The sequence below is a fragment of the Actinomadura kijaniata genome, assembly GCF_014138665.1.
GTDB lineage: Bacteria > Actinomycetota > Actinomycetes > Streptosporangiales > Streptosporangiaceae > Spirillospora > Spirillospora kijaniata.
The window spans coordinates 70,117-88,828 of the sequence record NZ_JACJIA010000017.1; the positions used below are offsets into that span (position 1 = coordinate 70,117).

Consider the following 18,712-nt stretch of genomic DNA (forward strand, 5'->3'; position numbering starts at 1 on the left):
GGCGATGGTTAGGGTCGGAGGTGGCAGGCGGCCACCCCCCGAGGAGTCCCATGACGACGACCATCGCCCTGGTCCTTGTGTGCCTGGCGGTAGCCGGACGCGAGCTGTTCCTGGCCTTCGACAAGCGGCTCCCGCGCGCGCAGGCGGAGTTGCGCGAGCTGCGCACGCAGGTCGCCGAGCTCGCCGGCCGGCACGAGGCGCTGCGGGCGGAGGTCACCGGACCCGGCGAGCAGCCCGCCGAGCCCCCGGCCGAGGACGCCCTCCCGGACGAGACCCGGCAGGTCCTGGACCGGGTGGATTCGCTCGGCGACCGCGTCGAACGCCTGGAGCAGGAGATCGGCGGGCTCGCGGGGGAACTGACCGCGCTGGACTTCGACCACGACGCGCAGCGCGCTCTGGCACGTTCCCTGGACGTGCTGGAGAACAGCGTCGCCGAACTCCAGCAGGAGATGCTGGACCGGCTCGCCCGGCAGGAGGGCGTCGCCCCGGGCCTGCTGCTCAGCGAGGAGGGCGAGGCGGAGGCCCTGCTGACGGAGGCGTTCGAACGCTGCGTCTCCGAATACGGGCTGCGCGTCCGGATCCGCGACCACCGCACCGCACAGGCCGCGAACGGAGGGTACTGGGGCACCGCCTACCACCTGTCGGGCCGACGACCGGACGCACTGGGCGAGGAGCTGTTCGCGTACGTGCGGGGGCTGTACGACCCGCAGGACCCGTCGGCACTGGCGGCCCTGCTGAACGAGATGGCGAGCCTACGGGGCGGAGGCGTGGCGCGGCTGGGCCCGTTCACGGTGGTACGAACCCCGAACGCCCTGCTGTGCGGGCTACTGACGGAGTCCGACGAGGCCCCGGGCGAGCCCTGGGAGCTGGCGGCCCACCTGCGAGAGCTGCCCGAGGACGTGCAGTGCGACCTGACCTGGCTCCGCACGGACGCCTAGGTCGTCCATGGGCTGTCAGGAAGCGCGACTCCAGAGGCCCAGTCCGCGCGCCAAAGCCCCAACCCACCAACAACCGAACGAACACCGTCCCCGGGGGCAAGGGACGAAGCCCCAAGAAGGGGTCGCAGGGGACGAAGTCCCCTACCGGGGTGTGAGGCAGAGCCCTGCCGGGGTCGCCGGGGCAGCGTCCACACCGGGGCTGTAGGGGCGGAGCCCCACGAGGGGTTGCAGGGGACGGAGTCCCCTGCCGGGTGTGAGGCAGAGCCCTGCTGGGGTCGCCGAGGCAGCGCCCGCGTCGGGGTTGTAGGGGTGGAGTCCTGCCGGGGTGTGGGGCGGAGCCCCACGAGGGGGTGTGGGGGCGGAGCCCCTGCCGGGGTGTGGGGCGGAGCCCTGCCAGGGGGTGTGGGGGACGGAGTCCCTCGCCGGGGGTCCAAGGGGGCGGGCCCCCTTGCCAGGGTTCGCAGCACGCCGAAAGCGAAGCGCCAGCGAAGTCTTTCGGCGTGCGCGGGCCCGATGTGGGGGTTTGGGGGGACGGTCCCCCCAAGGCCAACACAGCCGCTTTCGCTAAGCCCTCCCCACAGACCACTAGCAATATCGGGGGTCTACACAGACCCAACAACCCCAACCCGAACCCCCGATTTCCCCGCACCAACCCCACCTCCCCGGCAACTCGGAAGGCGGCGGAGCTGACCGATCCGCGTCCAGCGATCCCACGGGACACAGCCGCTTTCGCTGCGCCTTCCACGTAGATCACAAGCCCCACGGGGTCTACACGTCCCCAACACCTGTTCCCGTTGCACCCGGCCCCAGCCGAGTTCCCCCACGCGGGGGAGGCGATCAACCCCGGAGCGGGAGGGACGGGAGCCCAGCGGCCGACAAGATCATGGGCATGGCGATTCCCGTTGCTCCAGCCGCCCCGACCGCCCCTAACGCCCCGACCGCTCCGCGCCCCGTGCCCGCCGCTCCGCGCTGGGCGGTGCTGGCCGCGCACGCGGTGACGTTGACGACCCTCCCCGCCGCACTGTGGCGGATCGGGGTGGCCTGCGGATTGCCGCTCGGGTACACCGAGGCCGGGTTCCGGAGGATCCGGGGCGACGGGTGGGAGGGGCCCGCCTGGCTGGTGCTGCTGAGCGTGCTGACGGAGGCGGCGGCGCTCCTGACGTTGGTCCTGGTACGCGACTGGCGCCTGTTCAGCCCCCGCGTCACGACCGCCATCGCGGGGACGGGCGCGGTGGTGCTGGCGGCGCTGTGGACGCCGTTCCTGTTCTGGTGGGCGGTGCCGAACGCGGCGATGACGGAGACCGGCCACCTGCTGGTGGGGTTCGTGTACCTGCCGCTGGTGGCGTGGGCACCGCTGCTCGCCGCCGTCACCGTGAACTACCACCGGCGGCACCGGCGTTAGGCCGTGCCGCGCTCCAAAGCCCTGGCCCACGGCACTCGCCTGGCCGCTCGCGTGCGTGGCCGGGGCCCAGTGTGGAACACGCGTCAGGCGCGGACGAAGCGGGGGGCTCCCTGTTCCGTTCGGTCGACGGCGAACGCCAGCAGGCAGCGGGGCGTGCGCGCGACGTCGATCTGCAGGCACACGCCGAGGCCCAGCCGGGGGTCGACGAACACCACGCGACGCAACGCCCGCAGCGCCCGGCGCGTCCGCACGCGCGTGTCGGGCCGTCGCGGGTCGTGCAGCGTCGCCGTCACGATGCGCCCCGCGAACCGCCACAGCGCCACCGAGTCGAGCACCCGCACGCCCGCCGTCGTGAGATCGGCGACGATCACCACGCCGGTGTCGTCCTCCTCCAGCGCCTGCACCTGCGGCCGGGGCCCGTCCTGCGGGCCCTGCGGCCCGCCGACCGCCCGGTGGTACCGCAGCGGGTCCAGCGTGTCGATCACGTACGCGCCCGCGTAGGGCCGCGAGGCGCGCGGCCGGGCGGTCCGTCCCGCGACGCCCGGACGGCGGTGGGCGCTGAGGTCGAACACCATGCCCGCCCCGTCGGCCCACACCGGGAGCCCGAGCCTGTGCGCGCTCCCCCGGTCGAGCCCGCCGATCGCCCGCCACACCTCCTCGGTGCGCCGGGAGAACGTGGACGCCATCCCCAGCCCGGGGAACGCCGCCTCCAGCACGGCGAGCGTCGCCTTCCACGTCGCGCTCCCGACGAACTCGGCCACGAACGCGTCCACCTGCGCCCTGCGGCGTTCGGCGTCTCCGGCCTCCGACGGCGGCTCCTTGGCCAGCCCTCGCGTGGGCACCCCCGCCCGCCTCCCTTCGGACCGTTCATCCTTCCGTTCCGACGCCTGCGCGGGCCCCGTGGTGAGCGGCGCTCCGCCCCCGTCCCCTTCACGAGGGGCGTCCAGAGCCCGGCCCTCATCGACCAGGGACTCCGAATTCCCCATCACACGCCGTTCATCCCCGACGGAGCCCTTCCCCGCCGTTTGCGCACGCGCACCCTCCGGCTCCCGAACGGCCGCCCCAGAAGATGCGGCACCGAAACCGGGACGTTCCACCCCCGGCGTACGCCACTCCACCTCACCCGACGCCGCCACACCGCCATCCACATCACGCGCACCCTCCGACTCCTGGGCGGCCGCCCCAGAGGATGCGGCACCGGAATCAGGACGATCCGCCCCCGGCGGCGTACGCCACTCCGCATCGGTGGCCGTTCCGGGGAGCGGGGTACCGAAGCCGGGGCGTTCTGTGGCCGACGGTGGGGGCGCCTCTGCGCTCGACGCCACCGCCTGCTCGTCCTCCGCCCCGCGCGGGCGCTCCGCCTCACCTGGCGCGGTGGATGGGTCGGCAGGGCCGGGAGGCTCCACACCCTGCGACGGGTTCTCGCCCCCGTCCCGGGGCCGCGACACCGCCGTGGTGAGTGGCCCATCGAACAGCGGCGGGCGCCCCTCCGGCGCAGCAGACCGGTCAGCAGGACCCGGGGGCTCCCCCTCCCGCGACGGGCTCCTCTCCGCGCCCCCCAGAGGATCAGCCGACGGCAGTCGCCCCTCCGGCGCGGCAGACCGTTCAGCAGGGCCCGGGGGCTCTCCATCCCGTGAGGGGCTCTCGCCGGGCTCAGGAAGGTCCGTGGTTGACGGCGTGCGCCATTCCTCCTCGTTCGCTGCGCCTTCGGGGCGCTGTGCGGTGTGAGGGCGGCCGATGTTGGGCGGGCGCTTGAAAACCTGGGTTCGTTCCGGTTCCTCCGCTCGTTCCGGAACGTGGGGGCGGCCTATCTCCGGTGGGCGGGGCATCCCCTGCGGGCGTTCGGTCCTCTCCTCGGGAGACGGCTGGGTGAACGGCTGGGCCGGGGGGATCCCCTGCGGCTCGACGTTCGGGGCCGCCGCCTGTTCCACCACCGGCGCGTCCGGGGCCGGATCCGGAGCCGGGGTCGGATCCGACCACCATGCGCCCGGTGTCCGCGCGGCCGCCTCCGGGGGCGGAACGTGGGTCCAGTCCGCCGCTCCCCCCACCGGGTCCGGGGCCGTCGGCCGGGGGCGGCCTCTCGGGCGGCGCGGGGTGCGACCCGCCACGTGGACGTCCCCGGGCTCCGGAGGGACGACCGGGGACTCGGCCGAGGGCTCGTCGTCGGGTTCCTCGGCGGGGCGGGGGCTGTCGCGGGGACCGAATCTCACACCCCGATCCTGCGTCGCGGTGCCGGGGGTCGGCAAGGAGAGCAGGTCAGCGCACCCCGGGCGTCCCGAACAGCGCCGCGCACAGCGTCTCCAGCCGGGTCGGGCCGTCCTCCGCCGTCAGGACGGTGAGCACCTGTTCCCCGCCGACCGCGTCCAGTCGCAGGCGTACCGTCACCTCCCGGCGCATCGGCTCCGTGACGCCCTGCGCCGCCGCCACGTCCTGGAGCCCCACCGAGACCAGCTCGGGCAGGTCGATCATCAAGGGGATCTGCTCGCCCGCGGGCAGCTCGTCCAGCCACAGGTCGAGGACGCGCCGCGCCAGCCCGTTCAGCAGCCTGCCCCACGGCTCGACCAGCGCGGGCGGCACGTGTTCGGTCTGGAGTTCGGGCAGCCCGAACCTGGCCAGCCCCTTGGTCGTGAACCAGAACCCCTGCGGCCCCGCCGTGTGCGGCAGCAGCATCCAGTCGGTCAGCCGGATCTCACCGTCGGGACCGGGAAGTGAGTCCGCCAGGCGGTCGGGGGTCAGGATCTGCGGCGTGAACACGTCGATGACCGGCGCGCCCTCGGCCACCGCGAACGCGACCGCCCGTGCGGCCCACTCGTGGGCGGGCGGCCAGCCCGGACGGTAGGCGGCGCGGACCGCCAGCACGTGCGTGGCGCCGGTCACGGCGGCCAGGTCCACCGGCGACGCGCCGTACAGCGCCAGCAGGTCCGTGGGCAGCGGCGGGAACTCCCCGGCCGGGCGCAGGTCCAGCGTCAGCATCGGACTGGCGAGCATGCCGAGGACCAGGTCCCGCAGCGGCGGCGCGATCCGTCGCGTCACCCGCTGGCGGGCCTCCTCCCTCGGGTCGGCCGGAGGGTCGGCGAACGCCACGGCGTACGTGCCGTACAGCGCCTCGGGAACCGGCAGCGTCAGAGTGTCACCCAAACTCGCATCCCCCGCCCGGCAGGGCTCGTCGGAACCCGTCTGACACTAACGATCAGACCGGAAGGGGACACCGAAAATGATCTGTCGCAAAGGGGACAATTTCCTACCAACGCCGTCATTGACACCTGGACGGCTCCCTCGGCAGGGCGTGTTCGAACCACACGACCTTCCCCCGGTCCGTGCGGTGCGTCCCCCACCGGGTGGCCAGCACGCTCACCAGTTGCAGGCCGCGTCCCGACTCGTCGGTGTTGCCGGCCCGGCACAGGTGCGGCAGCTCGTGCCCGTCGTCGGACACCTCGCACAGCAGCGCCCCGCCGCGGATCAGCCGCATCCCGATCTGGCCCGCGCCGTGCACCAGCGCGTTCGTGACCAGCTCGCTGACCAGCAGCTCCACCGTGTCGGACAGGTCGGACAGCCCCCAGCGCGCCAGTTGCCCGGCGGCCTGGGCGCGGGCCTGCCGCACCATGCTGGGCTTGGCGGGCAGGTCCGGCCAGACGGCGACGTCCTCCGGCGGAACGCCGTCGCACCCCACCGCGACCAGCGCGATGTCGTCCACCGGAACGGCCGGGCCGAGCGTCTCCAGCACCGCGTCGCAGGTGCGTTCCAGCGACGGCGCGGCCCCGGCCAGCTGCCCGCGCAGCGCCTCCATGCCCTGGTCGATGTCGCGGTCGCGGCGCTCCACGAGCCCGTCGGTGCACAGCACGAGCTGCGCGCCGTCCTCGACGGGGACCTCGACGGTCTCGAACGGCTCCCCGCCCACCCCGATCGGGACGCCGGACGGCACCGGCAGCACCCGGCTGTCCCCGCCCGCCGACACCAGCACCGGCGGCAGGTGCCCGGCGTTGGCGAGCTGGCAGGTCCGCGCGACCGGGTCGTACACCGCGTACAGGCAGGTGGCCAGGTAGTCCTCGCCGAGCCGCCGGGTCAGCGCGTCGAGCTGGTGCAGCAGCTGGTCGGGGCGCAGGTCCTGGGCGGCGAGGGTCCGCACGGCGGTACGCAGCTGCCCCATGATCGCGGCGGAGGTGAGGCCGTGGCCCATCACGTCGCCGACGACGATGCCGAGGCGGCAGCCCGGCAGCGGGATCGCGTCGAACCAGTCGCCGCCGACCTGCGCGGCCTGCCCGGCGGGCCGGTACCGGAAGCACACCCGCGCGCCGGGGACCTCCGGCGGGTCGTCGGGCAGCATGCTGCGCTGGAGGCGCTGCACGGCCTGCGCCTCGCGCCGGTACAGCCGCCCGTTGTCCACGCACAGCGCGGCGCGGCGCACCAGCTCCTCGATCATGGTCAGGTCGAGCTCGTCGTAGCCGGGCCGCCCGGGGCGGCGCATCAGCTTGCACAGCCCGAGGACCTGGCCGCGCGCGACCAGCGGCAGGATCAGCAGCGCCCGGCCGGTGATCAACGGTCGCAGGTCGCGGTCGGTGTAGGACGCGCAGATCTCCGCGGCCCGTTCCGGGGTGACGCGCGGGATGTGGACGCCGAGGCCGGTCTCCAGCACCCGCAGGCACGGGGTGTCGGACGGGATCCGGGTGATCTCCCCCTCGGGCAGGGTGTCGGCCCAGCGGCCCGGCTCGTCGTCGTGGACGACCGCGATCCGGCGCAGCGGGGCGTCCTCGGCGACCGGCCCGGACGGATGGTCGATCTCGGCGGAGGCGACCCGCTCCAGCAGCTCGACCACGGCGTAGTCGGCGAGCCGCGGCACCATGACCTCCGCCAGTTTCCGCGCCGCCTGCAGATGGTCCAGCGAGCTGCCGATCTGCTCTCCGGCCTCGCCCAGGAAGGTGAACCGCTCCCGCACGGCCATCGTCTCCAATCCCTCTCGTGGGCGCGGTCGGAGTGTCGCCGGAACGTGTCCGGCGTCGTGTCGGGGACCGTTCGGCACGGCGGCCCGGGGCCGCAGCCGCAGGGCGCGCGGCATGCCGCCCCAGTAGGGGACGACCGGCAGCCGCACGGTGACGCTGAGGTTGACGGCGGGGTAGCCCATGGCCAGCACCCGCGCGGTGACGTGCTCGGTGGCGGCGGGACCCATCAGCGGCAGCAGCTCGGCCAGCCGCCGCCCCAGCCGGGACGCGTCGCGTTCGGTGATCGGGACCAGGGTGGGCTCGACGCGCAGCAGCCGCAGCCCGGTGACGGCGGGCAGCGGCCCGTCCGCCGGGGACACCATCAGCACGTCGCCCATGCCGAGGCCGGGCCCCTCGTCGCGGAGCCGCCGCAGGTCGGCGGCCACGGCCAGGACGCGGATCGCCGACGGTGAACGGCCGGGACCCCCGTCCCCGTCGATCTCGCGGTCGATGTCGCGGTCGATGGGGTACACCCACCAGGCGACCTCGGCGAGCTCGCCGTCGTCGACGCGCGGCACGAAGCAGCCGCCGCACCACACGTGCCCGAACCCGCCGGGCTCGAACGCGGCGCGGTGCTCCTGCGGGACGCGCAGCAGCGTGGTCAGCGAACGGCCGACGGCCCGCTCGCGGTCCAGCCCGAACAGGTCGGACGCGGCGTGGTTCCAGTGGGTGATGCGGCCGTGCCCGTCGAGGGCGATCACACCCATCCGGGCCACGCCGAGCAGATGCTGTTCCAGCAGGCGCGGCGCGCACGCCCCGTCGTCGCTCGCCTCGCCGTCGCGGCCCTCGCGCATCCGGTCGCGCGGCCCCGTTCCGGTACGCCGCTCCCCCGTGTGCTGCGCCGATGCCCTCGGCTCACCACCAGCGATGATCACGCGGCCCCCTCCCCTGGGCGGTTGCGAAGTAATGCCCCCGACAACCCGCAGTAAAGAGGACGTTACCTCGCGTGAGGCGAAAACGCTGGCGGTCTGACGAAGTGGCCTGAATCAGCAGCGGACCGGCGTCGCCGAGCGAACCGCCCATGCCCAGCGCCGTCGAGCCGACTTTTGTTACACATCCCCACGACTATGACCACAAGCGGCAACAGGTACTAATGCCGCATTGACACCCTCTTATCCCCAGGCAGACGATCACGCAGCCCCCGTAGTGATCCACGCCCTGGAGGCGCGATGACACGCAGGTTCCTCCGACGGCCGCAGCACGGCCGCCGGACGGCGAGCGTGCTGGCCGCCGCGACGCTCCTGATCGGAATGTCGCAGGCGATCCCCGCGAACGCCGCTCCACCGACCCCCGCACCGGAGGCAGGCCCGCGGGTCTACTCCGGCGACCTCGGCGCGGCGGAGCTCAAACAGCTCCGGTCCGCCGGTATCGACCACGAAGATCTCAAGACCACCAAGGGATCCAAGAAGGGCACCACCCGTGTCCAGGTGATCCTCAACAGCGCCCAGGCGAAGGAGCTGGCCGGGAAGGGCCTGCGGCTCACCGCCCAGAAGGAGTCCCAGGTGCGGGCCAAGGCCGCGCCGAAGGTCTTCCGCCCCTACAGCGGCCCCGGCAACATCCGCGAGGAGATCCTCAAGGTCGCCGCCGACCACCCGAACATCGCCCGGGCGGTGACGATCGGCACCTCCGTGCAGGGCCAGCCGATCACCGCGATCCGGGTCAGCAAGGACGTGTCCAAGCTGAAGGACGGGCGGCGGCCCGCCGTGGTCTACCAGGCCACCCAGCACGCCCGCGAGTGGATCACGCCGGAGATGGTGCGCCGGCTGCTGCACCACTACGTCAACGGGTACGGCAAAAACGCCGACCTGACGAAGATCGTGGACACCACGGACCTGTGGTTCCTGCCGGTGGTCAACCCCGACGGCTACGACCTGACGTTCCAGCCCGGCTTCCGCCTGTGGCGCAAGAACGTCCGCGACAACAACGGCGACGGCCAGATCACCTCCGCCGACGGCGTCGACCTCAACCGCAACTTCCCCTACAAGTGGGGCTACGACAACGAGGGCTCCAGCCCCCAGCCCACCAGCCAGACCTACCGCGGCCCCGGCCCGGCCTCCGAGCCGGAGACCCGCGCGCAGATCAACCTGTACAAGCGGATCAAGCCGAAGTACCTCATCAACTGGCACTCGGCGGCGCAGCTGCTGCTGTACGGCGTCGGCTGGCAGGCCCTCACGCCCAGCCCCGACGACCTGGTCCACGAGGCGATCGTCGGTGACATCGACCGTCCCGCCGTGCCCGGCTACGTCCCGCAGCTCGGGGCGCAGCTCTACACCACCAACGGCGACACCGACGGCGAGGCCGAGAACCACCACCACGCGCTGGCGCAGACCCCCGAGATGGCGACCTGCGCGACCGCCGCGGGGTACGACCCCGACGACGAGTGGACGCCCGAGCGCTGCGCCACCGACCCGGGCAGCATCTTCGGCTTCCCCGACGACGAGAAGCTGATCAACTTCGAGTTCGGCAAGAACCTGAACTACGCGATCTCGGTCGGCAAGTCGGCGCACACGCCCGACCACCCGGTCTCGCCGGTCGGCCGGTCCGTGCCGGACTTCAAGGTCGACAAGTTCGGCGTGTCGATGGGCGGGACCCAGGAGGTCGCCGCCTGGATCCGTCGCTCCCTCGCCGCCAAGCACCTCAACTACCGGATCAACGGCGGGAAGGTCCGGCGCGACATCGTCCGCGAGTGGCGCGGCGGCGAGCGCTACGGCAGGGACAACGACACCTACTTCGCCGAGTTCCGCGGCAAGGTCCGCGGCCAGAGACCCGGCGACCGGGTCGAGGCGTGGTTCAGCGGCTTCAAGAAGGGCAAGCGCGTCGACAGCGAGCACTTCACCTACACGGTGCGGTCCGCGAACAAGGCCGACGTGCTGGTCATCGCCGACGAGGACTACAAGGGCGTCAACCCGACCTATCCGCCCGGCACCAGCGGCCCGCGCTACGCCGACCAGTACGTCAAGCTGGTCCGCGAAGCCGGGCACCGGGCCACGGTCTGGGACGTCGACAAGGACGGCGCCCCGCACGACCTCGGCGTGCTCAAGCACTTCAAGGGCGTCGTGTGGTACCTGGGCGACAACCGGCTGACCCAGGACGCCGCCGACGACCCCGTGCGCACCTACGCGGGCAACTTCCCCGACTCCCAGGTCGCCGACCGCGCCAAGGACCTGCTCCTGTCGGTGCGGTCCTACCTGAACGAGGGCGGCAAGCTGCTCTACACCGGTGAGACCACCGGGTACAACGGCCCGCTCGCGTTCGCCAACGGCGGCGGCATCTACTACGGCGCCAAGGGACACCCCGAACGGCCGTGTGTGATCACCGCCAGCTTCCGCGACGACTGCGAGCTGCTGTCGGACGACTTCCTCCAGTACTGGCTGGGGTCCTACGAACGGCAGTCGGTCGGCGCGCCGACCCGGTTCAACGGGAGCGGGCGCCCGTACAGCGGCACGAACGCGGCGCTGGCCGGGACCGCCACCAACAAGATCAACGAGGCGGGCGGCATGCTGGTGACGTCCGACCAGCTCCCGCCCGACCGGTTCCCGCAGTTCAGGAGCTGGTCGGCGGGCACCTACCAGGACGCGGCGGGCCAGTTCGAGCCGATCGAGGGCAGCTGGTTCGTCTCCGGGCCGCACCGCGACAACCTGTACCGGAGGCTCACCCGCACGATCGACCTGACCAACGTGACGGCGGCGCAGGCCCCCACCCTCCAGGCGAGGATCAACTACAGCACGGAGAGCGGCTTCGACCACGTCCTGCTGGAGGCCCACACCGCCGGCGCCGACGACTGGACGACGCTGCCCGACAAGAACGGCCGCACCTCCACCAACGTGCCGGCCGAGTGCGAGGCGGGCTACTTCACCCAGACGCACCCGTTCCTGCTGCACTACCTGACCCAGGGCAACCCGTGCCGTAACACCGGCACCACCGGCGCGTGGAACTCGATCACCGGGGTCTCCACCGGCTGGACACCGGTCGCGTTCGACCTGTCGGCCTACGCGGGCAAGAAGGTCGAGGTGTCGTTCACCTACGTCAGCGACCCCGGCTCCGGCGGCTCGGGCCTGACGATCGACGACACCAGGGTCACCACCGGCGGCACCCTGGACGCCGAGGGCTTCGAGACCGGTCTCGGTCCCTGGCAGATCCAGGGCGCGCCGACCGGCAGCCCCGGCAACGGCGTGGAGTTCGTCCGCTCCCAGGCCCAGTACCGCACGGCCGCGGCGGTGGCCACGCGCGACTCGGTCATGCTCGGCTTCGGCATCGAGCAGGCCGCGACGCACGCCGACCAGCGCGCGCTGATGACCAGATCGATCAGGTACCTGCTCGACTGATCGATCCCGACCCCGAAGGCCCGGCCGCCTCCACCGGCCGGGCCTTCGGCTGCTGTGTTGAATGGCCTTTCGGCCCGAACCCCTCGCCGGGGGCTCGGGAACCGACCGAAAAGCGGCGAGCGCTGCATCGCTTCGCGATCTTCCGCGGGGGGGGCCTCGCCTTCGGCTTCGGCCCCCGCCTCAGCCTCCGGACGCGCTCGCGTGCGGGGTGCGGTCAGCGATCCGGTTCCGGTTTTCGCGCACTACTTCAGGGGGTCGTGGCCCCAGTTCATCAGGGAGTGGCGCCAGCGGGTGTCGCGGACGTCGCCGGAGGGGCGCTGCGCCAGGTGGCGGCTGATGTAGCCGACCACCTTGCCCATGTGCTCGTAGTCCTCGTCGGACAGCTCGGACCGCTTGGTGCGCAGCAGCCCGACGATCCTGCGGCCGGACGCGTGGCCGGTCGACTCCCCGCCGCCGTCCTTCTGGCCGACGGACCTGGACTCGTCGGTGTCCAGCCAGTCCTCCAGCTCCCCGGCGGTCATGTTGACGGCCTCGCCGAACCGTTCCGCCACGGTGTCCCGGTCGTCGGTCATTCCGGATCCTTCCGGCGCAGCGCCGTGCCCTTGTGGACGGCCGTCCTGCCGCTGTCCGCGCTGCGCACCAGGTACTGCGGCTCCCGTTCGGAGGCCGCGACGGTCCGGCCGGCCTCGGTCCGCCGGTCGGTGATCTTCTTTTCCACGGTCCCCTCGACGGTCGAGCCGTGGCTGCGCCAGGTGACCTCGTCCCCCGCGGCGAAATCGTCCTCATCACTGCTGTCCATGACCAGGTGATACCCCTTTCACCCTCTGTCACCGCGCGTGCTGTACGGCTGCTCCCAGCCGTGTGGTGTCGGCCAGAACGGCCTGGGCGGCGCGGCGTCCCGACACCAGGGCGCCCTGGATGGAGCCGGTGTCCCGGTGGTCGCCGCAGACGTACCGGCCGGGTCCCAGCCGCACCGGCCGCCGCATCGGCAGCGGCGGCGGCATCGCGGGGAGCGCGTCCCGCACCCGGTAGGTGGCGAGGAGCCGCCACCCGGAGGTGTCGCCGTAGATCTCGGTGAGACGGTCCCGCACCCGTGCCTCGTCCGCGTCGACGCCGAGCACCGACGTCGAGACGAGGGCGCGGTCGTCGGGCGAGTACCGCGGGGCCGCGTCGGTGAGGACGAGCGTGTCGGTGATGACGCCGTCGGCGTCGACGACCTGGATCGGCTCGCGCAGCGGCGAGGTGGGGGCCACATGGTAGAAGGTGGTGACCGCGCGCATGGCCGGCGCCTCCACCTCGGGCAGCAGCTCGGCCGCCCGGCCCGGGTCGGTGGCGACCACCACGGCGTCGGCCCGGACGGTGGCGCCGTCCTCGGTCCGCACGCCGTCGTCGGTGATCTCCCGGACGGCCGTGTTCAGGCGGACCGCCCCCGCGGGCAGCCGCTCGGCGAGCTGCTCGGGGATGCGGCCCATCCCCAGCGCCGGGACGGCGATGGTGCCGCGGGCGAACGACCGCCAGACCAGGTGGAAGAACCGGCTGGACGTCTCCAGGTCGCGTTCCAGCAGGACACCGGCCAGGAACGGGCGCATCAGCCGTTCGACCATCATGTCGGACAGGCCCCGCAGGCGCAGTTCGTCGCGGGTGGTCCGGTCGGGGCAGTCGCGCAGCCAGGAGCCGGAGGCGGCGAGGTCGCGGGCGGTCATCGCCGCCAGCGCCACCTTGTCCAGGACGGTCCCCACGTCGGCGAACGCGCCGCTCAGCGCATGCTCGGGATGCCTCCAGGGCAGCATCACGCGTTCGCGGCGGCCCCCGTGGAACACCAGCAGACCGGACGCGAACGGCCGGAGGTCCAGGGCCGGAAGGTCCAGGACGCGCCGGGCCTCGGGGTAGGCGGTGTTGAAGACCTGGAACCCCCGGTCGAGCCGGAAGCCCTCCACGACGTCGGTGCGCACCCGGCCGCCGACCCCGTCGGAGGCTTCCAGCACCCGTACCGGCACCCCGTTGTCATGCAGCCGCACCGCGCAGGCCAGCCCGGCCAGCCCGGCCCCCACGACCACCACGCCCTCCGACATCGCGCTCCCTCCTCCGGTTCCACCCCGGTCTTCGAGCGTCCTGACGTGCGTGGTTGCATCCGCCGCGATACCGGTTGACGCGGCGGGACCAAAGCGGGGCTCGCCGGTCTGTGACGGACGTCACGCAACCCTTTAGCGCGTTCCAATCGTCTTACCTATCGGGAACGCCACCACTGCGTGGAAGCGCCCGACCGAGCCTGGCCCGCGACGTCCCGGACATCCGGGGTCGCCCTGGCGGCGGCCGGTCCCGCGCTCACCCTCGGCCCACCCTCCACGCGAGGCCGAGCACAACCCCCCGGCCCGGGACGCCCGGTCGCGACGCGGAACACGACGAGAAATCGTGTCCGTCCGCGTCATGCGACGGCCCCGAACCCGTCGGGAACGGTGGAACGTACCCCTGCACGGGGGGCGGCACGTCCGCCCGGTCCGCGCGCGCCCCGACGCGCGCGATGATCACGACGACCACGGGGAGCGACGACGATGACCGCTGTCACCATGCCCAAGGCCCGACCGGCCGCCGAGAACGACCGCTACGAGCGCGACGTCCTGCCGTTCGTGGACCCGCTGTACGCCAGCGCGGTGCGGATGACCCGCAACAGCGCCGACGCCGAGGACCTGGTGCAGGAGACGCTGATCAAGGCGTACTCCAACTTCCACCAGTTCCAGGAGGGCACCAACCTCAAGGCCTGGCTGCACCGCATCCTGACCAACAACTTCATCAACGGCTACCGCAAGAAGCAGCGCGAGCCGCAGCGCGCGGGCTCGGAGGAGCTGGAGGAGTGGCAGATCGCGCAGGCCGAGGCGCACTCGGCCGGGTTCCGGTCCGCCGAGTCCGAGGCCCTGGACCGCATCCCGGACCAGCGGATCGTGGCCGCGCTGAACGCCCTGCCCGCGGACTTCCGCGACGCGGTCTACCTGGCCGACGTCGAGGGCTACGCCTACAAGGAGATCGCCGAGATGATGGGCACCCCCATCGGCACGGTGATGTCCCGGCTGCACCGGGGCCGCAAGCAGCTGCGCGAGGCCCTGGCCGACCACCGCCCCCGCGTGGCCCACGAGCTGGCCGCCTGAGCCCGGACGCCCGGTCCCGCTCCTTCCGGGCGTCCGTGAGACCGATCCCGCGGTTGCCCCGTGATCGCGGGATCGCCCGTCTTGGTAAGCTGGAACACGGTGTAGTCGATTCGCTACGTTGAGTCGCATGCCGCATCTGGTCGCCTCCGTTCTCGCCGGGGCCGCGTTCGCGCTCGCCCCCGCCGTTCCCGCCGTCGCCGCCGCCCCCGGCCCCACCGTGGTCCGGCTCACGCTGACCTTCCCGGGGTCCGACACCTCCGCCGCCCGCAGCGTCGTGCTGTTCTGCGAGCCGCCGCGCGGCGGGCACCCCGCCGCCGCCCGGGCCTGCGCCGAGCTGGCCCGCTCGGGCGGGAGGTTCGAGCGGACGGAGCCCTCCCCCACGGTCTGCACGCTGGAGTACGCGCCGGTGGTCGCCGAGGCCGAGGGGACGTGGCGCGGCAGGCCGGTCATGTTCCGGAGGGAGTACCCCAACCAGTGCGCCCTGCGGGCCTACACCGGCACCGTCTTCGCGTTCTGACCCGCCCATCGCTGAATAGGGGCCCGCACGCCGGGTAGACGGGCGGAACCAGCGCGTTCGGGCACGGTCAAACGGGAGCGGACATGGTACGGAGAGTCGGCGACGTCATGACCTCTGAACCCCAGGCCCTGCCCCTGCACGCGACGCTCTACGAGGCCGCCCGGGTCATGCGGGACAAGGGGATAGGGGACGTCCTGGTCACCGACGGCGAACGGCTGTGCGGCATGGTCACCGACCGCGACATCGTGGTGCGGGCGGTCGCCGAGCGCCGCAACACCGTGTTCACCTCGCTCGCCGAGGTGTGCACCGCCGAGCTGGCCGTGCTGGGGCCCGACGACGACACCGACACCGCCGTGCGGCTGATGCGCGAGCACGCGGTGCGGCGGCTGCCGGTGGTGGACGGGCGCCACCGGCCGATCGGGATCGTGACGGTCGGTGACCTGATGCTGGCCGGGCTGGACGGGCCGGGGCCGCTGTCGGAGATCAGCAAGGCCCCGCCGGGCCTGTGAGCGGGGGTGGCGGTACGCGGCACCCCTTTCACCGGCTAACGTCGATGGTGTGCCGACCACCGACGCCGTCCTGACCGACCAGCTCGCCGTGGAGATCGCGCGACTGGGAATGGTCGGCGAGTCCTCCGACGTGGGAACGTTGCACCGGACCGCCGAGCTGGCGACCCGGGCCGTTCCGGGCTGCGCGGGCGCCTCCGCCGTGCGCTGGGCGCTGCCGCGCGCCGACGACCCCGCCGAACGCCCCGAGCCGCTCGCCTCGGCCGCCAGCCATCCCGACCTGGCCGACATCGTGGACCGGCAGCTGGTTCGCGGCACCGGGCCGATCTTCGACGTGGTGACCGGCCGCCGCCCGGTCGCCAGCGACGACATCCTCGCCGAGACGCGCTGGCCGGAGGTCATGCCCGACATGCTGCGGCGCGGCGTGCGGTGCTTCTCCACCACCCCGCACGTCAACCGCCCGGTGCTGGTGACGCTGACGCTGTACGGGGTGACGCCCAAGTGCCTGGCGCCCGGCCAGCAGGCCCTGGCGTCGCTGCTGCTGGCGCAGGGCAGCGCCGCGGTGTCCAACTCGCTCCAGTACGGCCAGGTGCACCGCACCGCCGTCCAGCTCCAGGAGGCGGTGGAGTCCCGTGCGGTCGTGGACCAGGCCAAGGGCATCCTGATGCACGCGCTGGGCTGCGACGCCGACCAGGCGTTCGCGGAGATGCGCCGCATCTCACAGACCCGCCATGTGAAACTGACCGCACTGGCCCAGCGCATCGTCAGTGATCAGGGCCTCCTCTGAGGCCGATCCTGAATCGTGACCAGTGCGTTCACCGGGACGAACTAGGCCACCCCGACGCTTCGGGAATAGGCTGCGCACCGTGCACCGACGCCCGGTCGCCAGGCGCGGTGGACGGACGCAGGGCACACCCCGTGCCGACCGACGAGACCAGGGAGAGCTTCATGCCGGAACAGCTCGAACCTGAGACCGTCCTGCGCGAGATCACCGATCTGGAGAGCCGGATCGCCGAGCTGCGCCAGGCCGCCAACCTCCCGCGGCCGGACCTGCGGGCCACCCTCGACGCCGCCCTGATGGAGCTGGAGCTGGCGGTGGCGGCGCTGCACACCCTCGGCACCGACCAGGTGGACACGGCGGGCGGCTCGGCGGTGGCCGAGAGCGAGCGCCGGGTGCTGCGCACGGTGTTCCAGGACGCTCCGGTGCCGATGTTCCTGCTGGACCGCGACGCCGGCGTGCGGCGGGTCAACCGGCAGGCGGCGGCGCTGCTGGGCACCTCCTCGGGCTATGTGTCGGGCAAGCAGTTCGCGGCCTTCTGCGACCTGGCGACGCGGGCCGCGCTGCGCTCCCACCTGGCGGCGGCGGTGCGGACCGGGCGGCGGCAGCGGGTCGCGGTGCGGTTCCTGGGCCGCGAGCACCCGGTCGACGCGGTCGTCACGATGGTGCGGGTGTGGATCCGCGGCGAGCCCGACCCCATGGTGATCGTCGCGGCCGGGCCGACCACCACCCCCGTCGACGACGACCGCACGCCCGTCCAGGCCGCCGAGACCGCGCCGGTGGACGACGAGGCCGTCGCGACGATCGTGCACCGGATGGACGTGCTGGCCACGGCGGGCGAACTGCTGCTGGACGAGCCGGTCTTCAACGAGACCGTCGCGATCCGCCGCTGCGCCCGGCTGCTGGCCGCCGAGCTCGCCGACTGGGCGATCATCGACCTCACCGAGAACGGCCACGTCGGCGCGGTCGGCGCGCTGCCCGCCGAACGCCGCTCCACCGGCGTGGAGAAGCTGCGCCGCGTCGTGGTGATGGGCCCGGCCGACGACGACGAGCGCGTCCACGAGTCCGCCCGCGCCCTGGAGGCGCTGGAGCCCGGCGAGGACACCCTCCCGTACACCGTCTGGCGGACCCGGCAGAGCGCGGTCCACCCGCACGTGGAGGACCTGAACCAGCTCGGCGTGTGCTCCGACGGCCAGCCCGTCTGCGCCCGCATCGGCGCGACGTCGCTGCTGTGCGTGCCGATCGAGGACGGCGAGCGCTGCCTCGGCACGATCACGCTGACCGGCAGCGGCGAGCACGGCCCGTTCGACCTGATGGACCTGGCCGTGGTGCAGCGCCTGGGACGCCAGCTGGCGCTGGTGATCCGCGCCGCCCGGCTGTACCGGCGGCGCGCCGAGGTCGCCGACTCGTTGCAGGCCAGCCTGCTGCCCAAGACGCTGCCGGCGATCCCCGGCGTGGCGCTGGCGGGCAAGTACATGGCCGCCACGCACGGCGGCGAGGTCGGCGGCGACTTCTACGACGTGTTCCGCACGATGGACGGCTGGGGCCTGGTGCTCGGCGACGTGTGCGGCAAGGGCGAGGACGCGGCGGCGGTCACCGCCACCGCCCGGCACGGGGTGCGGCTGGTGTCGCGCTGGAAGCCGACGCCCGAGGAGGTGCTGGCGCTGGTCAACGACTCCCTGCTGGAGGAGGACCGGTTCGTCACCGCCGTGCTGGCGACGGTGCGGCCCAAGGGCGAGGGCGTCACCGCGGCGCTGGGCATCGCCGGGCACCCCCCGGCGATCGTGGTCCGCGCCGACGGGGTGATCCGGACCACCTCGCGCGGCGGCGTGCCGCTGGGCCTGTTCGAGGACTTCGACGCCGGGCTGGACACCGTGGACCTCGGGCCGGGCGACACGCTGTTCCTGCACTCCGACGGGGTGCTGGAGGCGTGCGACCCGGTGCGGCAGGAGTTCGGGCAGGAACGGCTGATGGAGATCCTGGCCGCGCACGCCACCGAGCCGGTCGAGGCGATGATCGACGCGGTGGAGCGGGCGCTGCTGGACTACTGCGACGGGGACCTGCGCGACGACGTGTCGATGCTGGCCCTGCGGGTCCTCCCGCCGTCCCTGAGCTGATTATCGCGCT

14 protein-coding genes are annotated in these 18,712 nt (G+C 73.1%); 8 read left to right on the forward strand and 6 right to left on the reverse strand.

Going from position 1 to position 18,712, the window contains the following annotated elements:
• The first annotated feature begins 50 nt into the window (after positions 1–50).
• Both HNR61_RS41135 and HNR61_RS41140 read left to right on the forward strand, forming a co-directional pair.
• On the forward strand, positions 51–938 hold the full coding sequence (locus HNR61_RS41135; protein WP_182848563.1) for a hypothetical protein: 888 nt from the start codon (positions 51–53) through the stop codon (positions 936–938).
• Positions 939–1,827: 889 nt separating this feature from the next.
• Positions 1,828–2,340, forward strand: a complete 513-nt coding sequence (locus HNR61_RS41140; protein WP_246444869.1) for a hypothetical protein — start codon at positions 1,828–1,830, stop codon at positions 2,338–2,340.
• A gap of 83 nt (positions 2,341–2,423) precedes the next feature.
• Here the strand turns inward: HNR61_RS41140 and HNR61_RS41145 are convergent, their stop codons facing one another.
• The 3 genes from HNR61_RS41145 to HNR61_RS41155 form a co-directional block, all read right to left on the reverse strand.
• Positions 2,424–3,182 (reverse strand): hypothetical protein, encoded by a 759-nt coding sequence (locus HNR61_RS41145; RefSeq protein ID WP_182848564.1) that lies wholly within the window; start codon positions 3,180–3,182, stop codon positions 2,424–2,426.
• Between the two features lie 1,414 nt (positions 3,183–4,596).
• Entirely contained in the window at positions 4,597–5,478 is an 882-nt protein-coding gene (locus HNR61_RS41150; RefSeq protein ID WP_246444870.1) for a hypothetical protein, read from the reverse strand.
• Positions 5,479–5,593: 115 nt separating this feature from the next.
• Positions 5,594–8,191 (reverse strand): ATP-binding SpoIIE family protein phosphatase, encoded by a 2,598-nt coding sequence (locus HNR61_RS41155; RefSeq protein WP_182848565.1) that lies wholly within the window; start codon positions 8,189–8,191, stop codon positions 5,594–5,596.
• 294 nt (positions 8,192–8,485) lie between these two features.
• Between HNR61_RS41155 and HNR61_RS41160 the strand changes: the two genes are divergently transcribed.
• The gene (locus HNR61_RS41160) at positions 8,486–11,641 is read left to right on the forward strand and encodes a M14 family metallopeptidase (RefSeq protein WP_182848566.1); all 3,156 of its coding nucleotides are present in this window, start codon (positions 8,486–8,488) and stop codon (positions 11,639–11,641) included.
• 242 nt (positions 11,642–11,883) lie between these two features.
• On the opposite strand, the gene HNR61_RS41165 is transcribed toward HNR61_RS41160, so the two are convergent.
• The 3 genes from HNR61_RS41165 to HNR61_RS41175 are packed head-to-tail and all read right to left on the reverse strand — an operon-like array spanning position 11,884 to position 13,713.
• Positions 11,884–12,213, reverse strand: a complete 330-nt coding sequence (locus HNR61_RS41165) for a DUF3140 domain-containing protein (protein WP_182848567.1) — start codon at positions 12,211–12,213, stop codon at positions 11,884–11,886.
• Positions 12,210–12,440 (reverse strand): hypervirulence associated TUDOR domain-containing protein, encoded by a 231-nt coding sequence (locus HNR61_RS41170; protein WP_182848568.1) that lies wholly within the window; start codon positions 12,438–12,440, stop codon positions 12,210–12,212. Before HNR61_RS41170 ends, HNR61_RS41165 begins: the two co-directional genes overlap by 4 nt.
• A gap of 28 nt (positions 12,441–12,468) precedes the next feature.
• Positions 12,469–13,713 (reverse strand): NAD(P)/FAD-dependent oxidoreductase, encoded by a 1,245-nt coding sequence (locus tag HNR61_RS41175; protein WP_182848569.1) that lies wholly within the window; start codon positions 13,711–13,713, stop codon positions 12,469–12,471.
• 480 nt (positions 13,714–14,193) lie between these two features.
• Between HNR61_RS41175 and HNR61_RS41180 the strand changes: the two genes are divergently transcribed.
• From HNR61_RS41180 to HNR61_RS41200, 5 genes are all read left to right on the forward strand, one after another.
• A complete protein-coding gene (locus HNR61_RS41180) occupies positions 14,194–14,784 on the forward strand; it encodes a sigma-70 family RNA polymerase sigma factor (protein WP_182848570.1) in 591 nt (196 codons plus the stop codon).
• 127 nt (positions 14,785–14,911) lie between these two features.
• Positions 14,912–15,301, forward strand: coding sequence for an SSI family serine proteinase inhibitor (locus tag HNR61_RS41185; protein ID WP_182848571.1), 390 nt, complete (start codon positions 14,912–14,914; stop codon positions 15,299–15,301).
• 107 nt (positions 15,302–15,408) lie between these two features.
• Complete coding sequence (locus HNR61_RS41190) at positions 15,409–15,810, forward strand: CBS domain-containing protein (RefSeq protein WP_246444871.1); 402 nt, start codon at positions 15,409–15,411, stop codon at positions 15,808–15,810.
• 49 nt (positions 15,811–15,859) lie between these two features.
• The gene (locus HNR61_RS41195) at positions 15,860–16,594 is read left to right on the forward strand and encodes an ANTAR domain-containing response regulator (protein WP_312898340.1); all 735 of its coding nucleotides are present in this window, start codon (positions 15,860–15,862) and stop codon (positions 16,592–16,594) included.
• A 161-nt stretch (positions 16,595–16,755) separates the two neighbouring features.
• Positions 16,756–18,702, forward strand: a complete 1,947-nt coding sequence (locus HNR61_RS41200; RefSeq protein WP_182848573.1) for a SpoIIE family protein phosphatase — start codon at positions 16,756–16,758, stop codon at positions 18,700–18,702.
• The last annotated feature ends 10 nt before the right edge of the window (positions 18,703–18,712 follow it).

Excerpts from the sequence above, each read along its gene's own strand:
- HNR61_RS41165 (WP_182848567.1), bottom strand. The coding sequence starts at position 12,213 with ATGACCGACGACCGGGACACCGTGGCGGAACGGTTCGGCGAGGCCGTC.
- HNR61_RS41185 (WP_182848571.1), top strand. The coding sequence starts at position 14,912 with ATGCCGCATCTGGTCGCCTCCGTTCTCGCCGGGGCCGCGTTCGCGCTC.
- HNR61_RS41135 (WP_182848563.1), top strand. The coding sequence starts at position 51 with ATGACGACGACCATCGCCCTGGTCCTTGTGTGCCTGGCGGTAGCCGGA.
- HNR61_RS41200 (WP_182848573.1), top strand. The coding sequence starts at position 16,756 with ATGCCGGAACAGCTCGAACCTGAGACCGTCCTGCGCGAGATCACCGAT.
- HNR61_RS41170 (WP_182848568.1), bottom strand. The coding sequence starts at position 12,440 with ATGGACAGCAGTGATGAGGACGATTTCGCCGCGGGGGACGAGGTCACC.
- HNR61_RS41175 (WP_182848569.1), bottom strand. The coding sequence starts at position 13,713 with ATGTCGGAGGGCGTGGTGGTCGTGGGGGCCGGGCTGGCCGGGCTGGCC.
- HNR61_RS41160 (WP_182848566.1), top strand. The coding sequence starts at position 8,486 with ATGACACGCAGGTTCCTCCGACGGCCGCAGCACGGCCGCCGGACGGCG.
- HNR61_RS41140 (WP_246444869.1), top strand. The coding sequence starts at position 1,828 with ATGGCGATTCCCGTTGCTCCAGCCGCCCCGACCGCCCCTAACGCCCCG.
- HNR61_RS41180 (WP_182848570.1), top strand. The coding sequence starts at position 14,194 with ATGACCGCTGTCACCATGCCCAAGGCCCGACCGGCCGCCGAGAACGAC.
- HNR61_RS41190 (WP_246444871.1), top strand. The coding sequence starts at position 15,409 with ATGACCTCTGAACCCCAGGCCCTGCCCCTGCACGCGACGCTCTACGAG.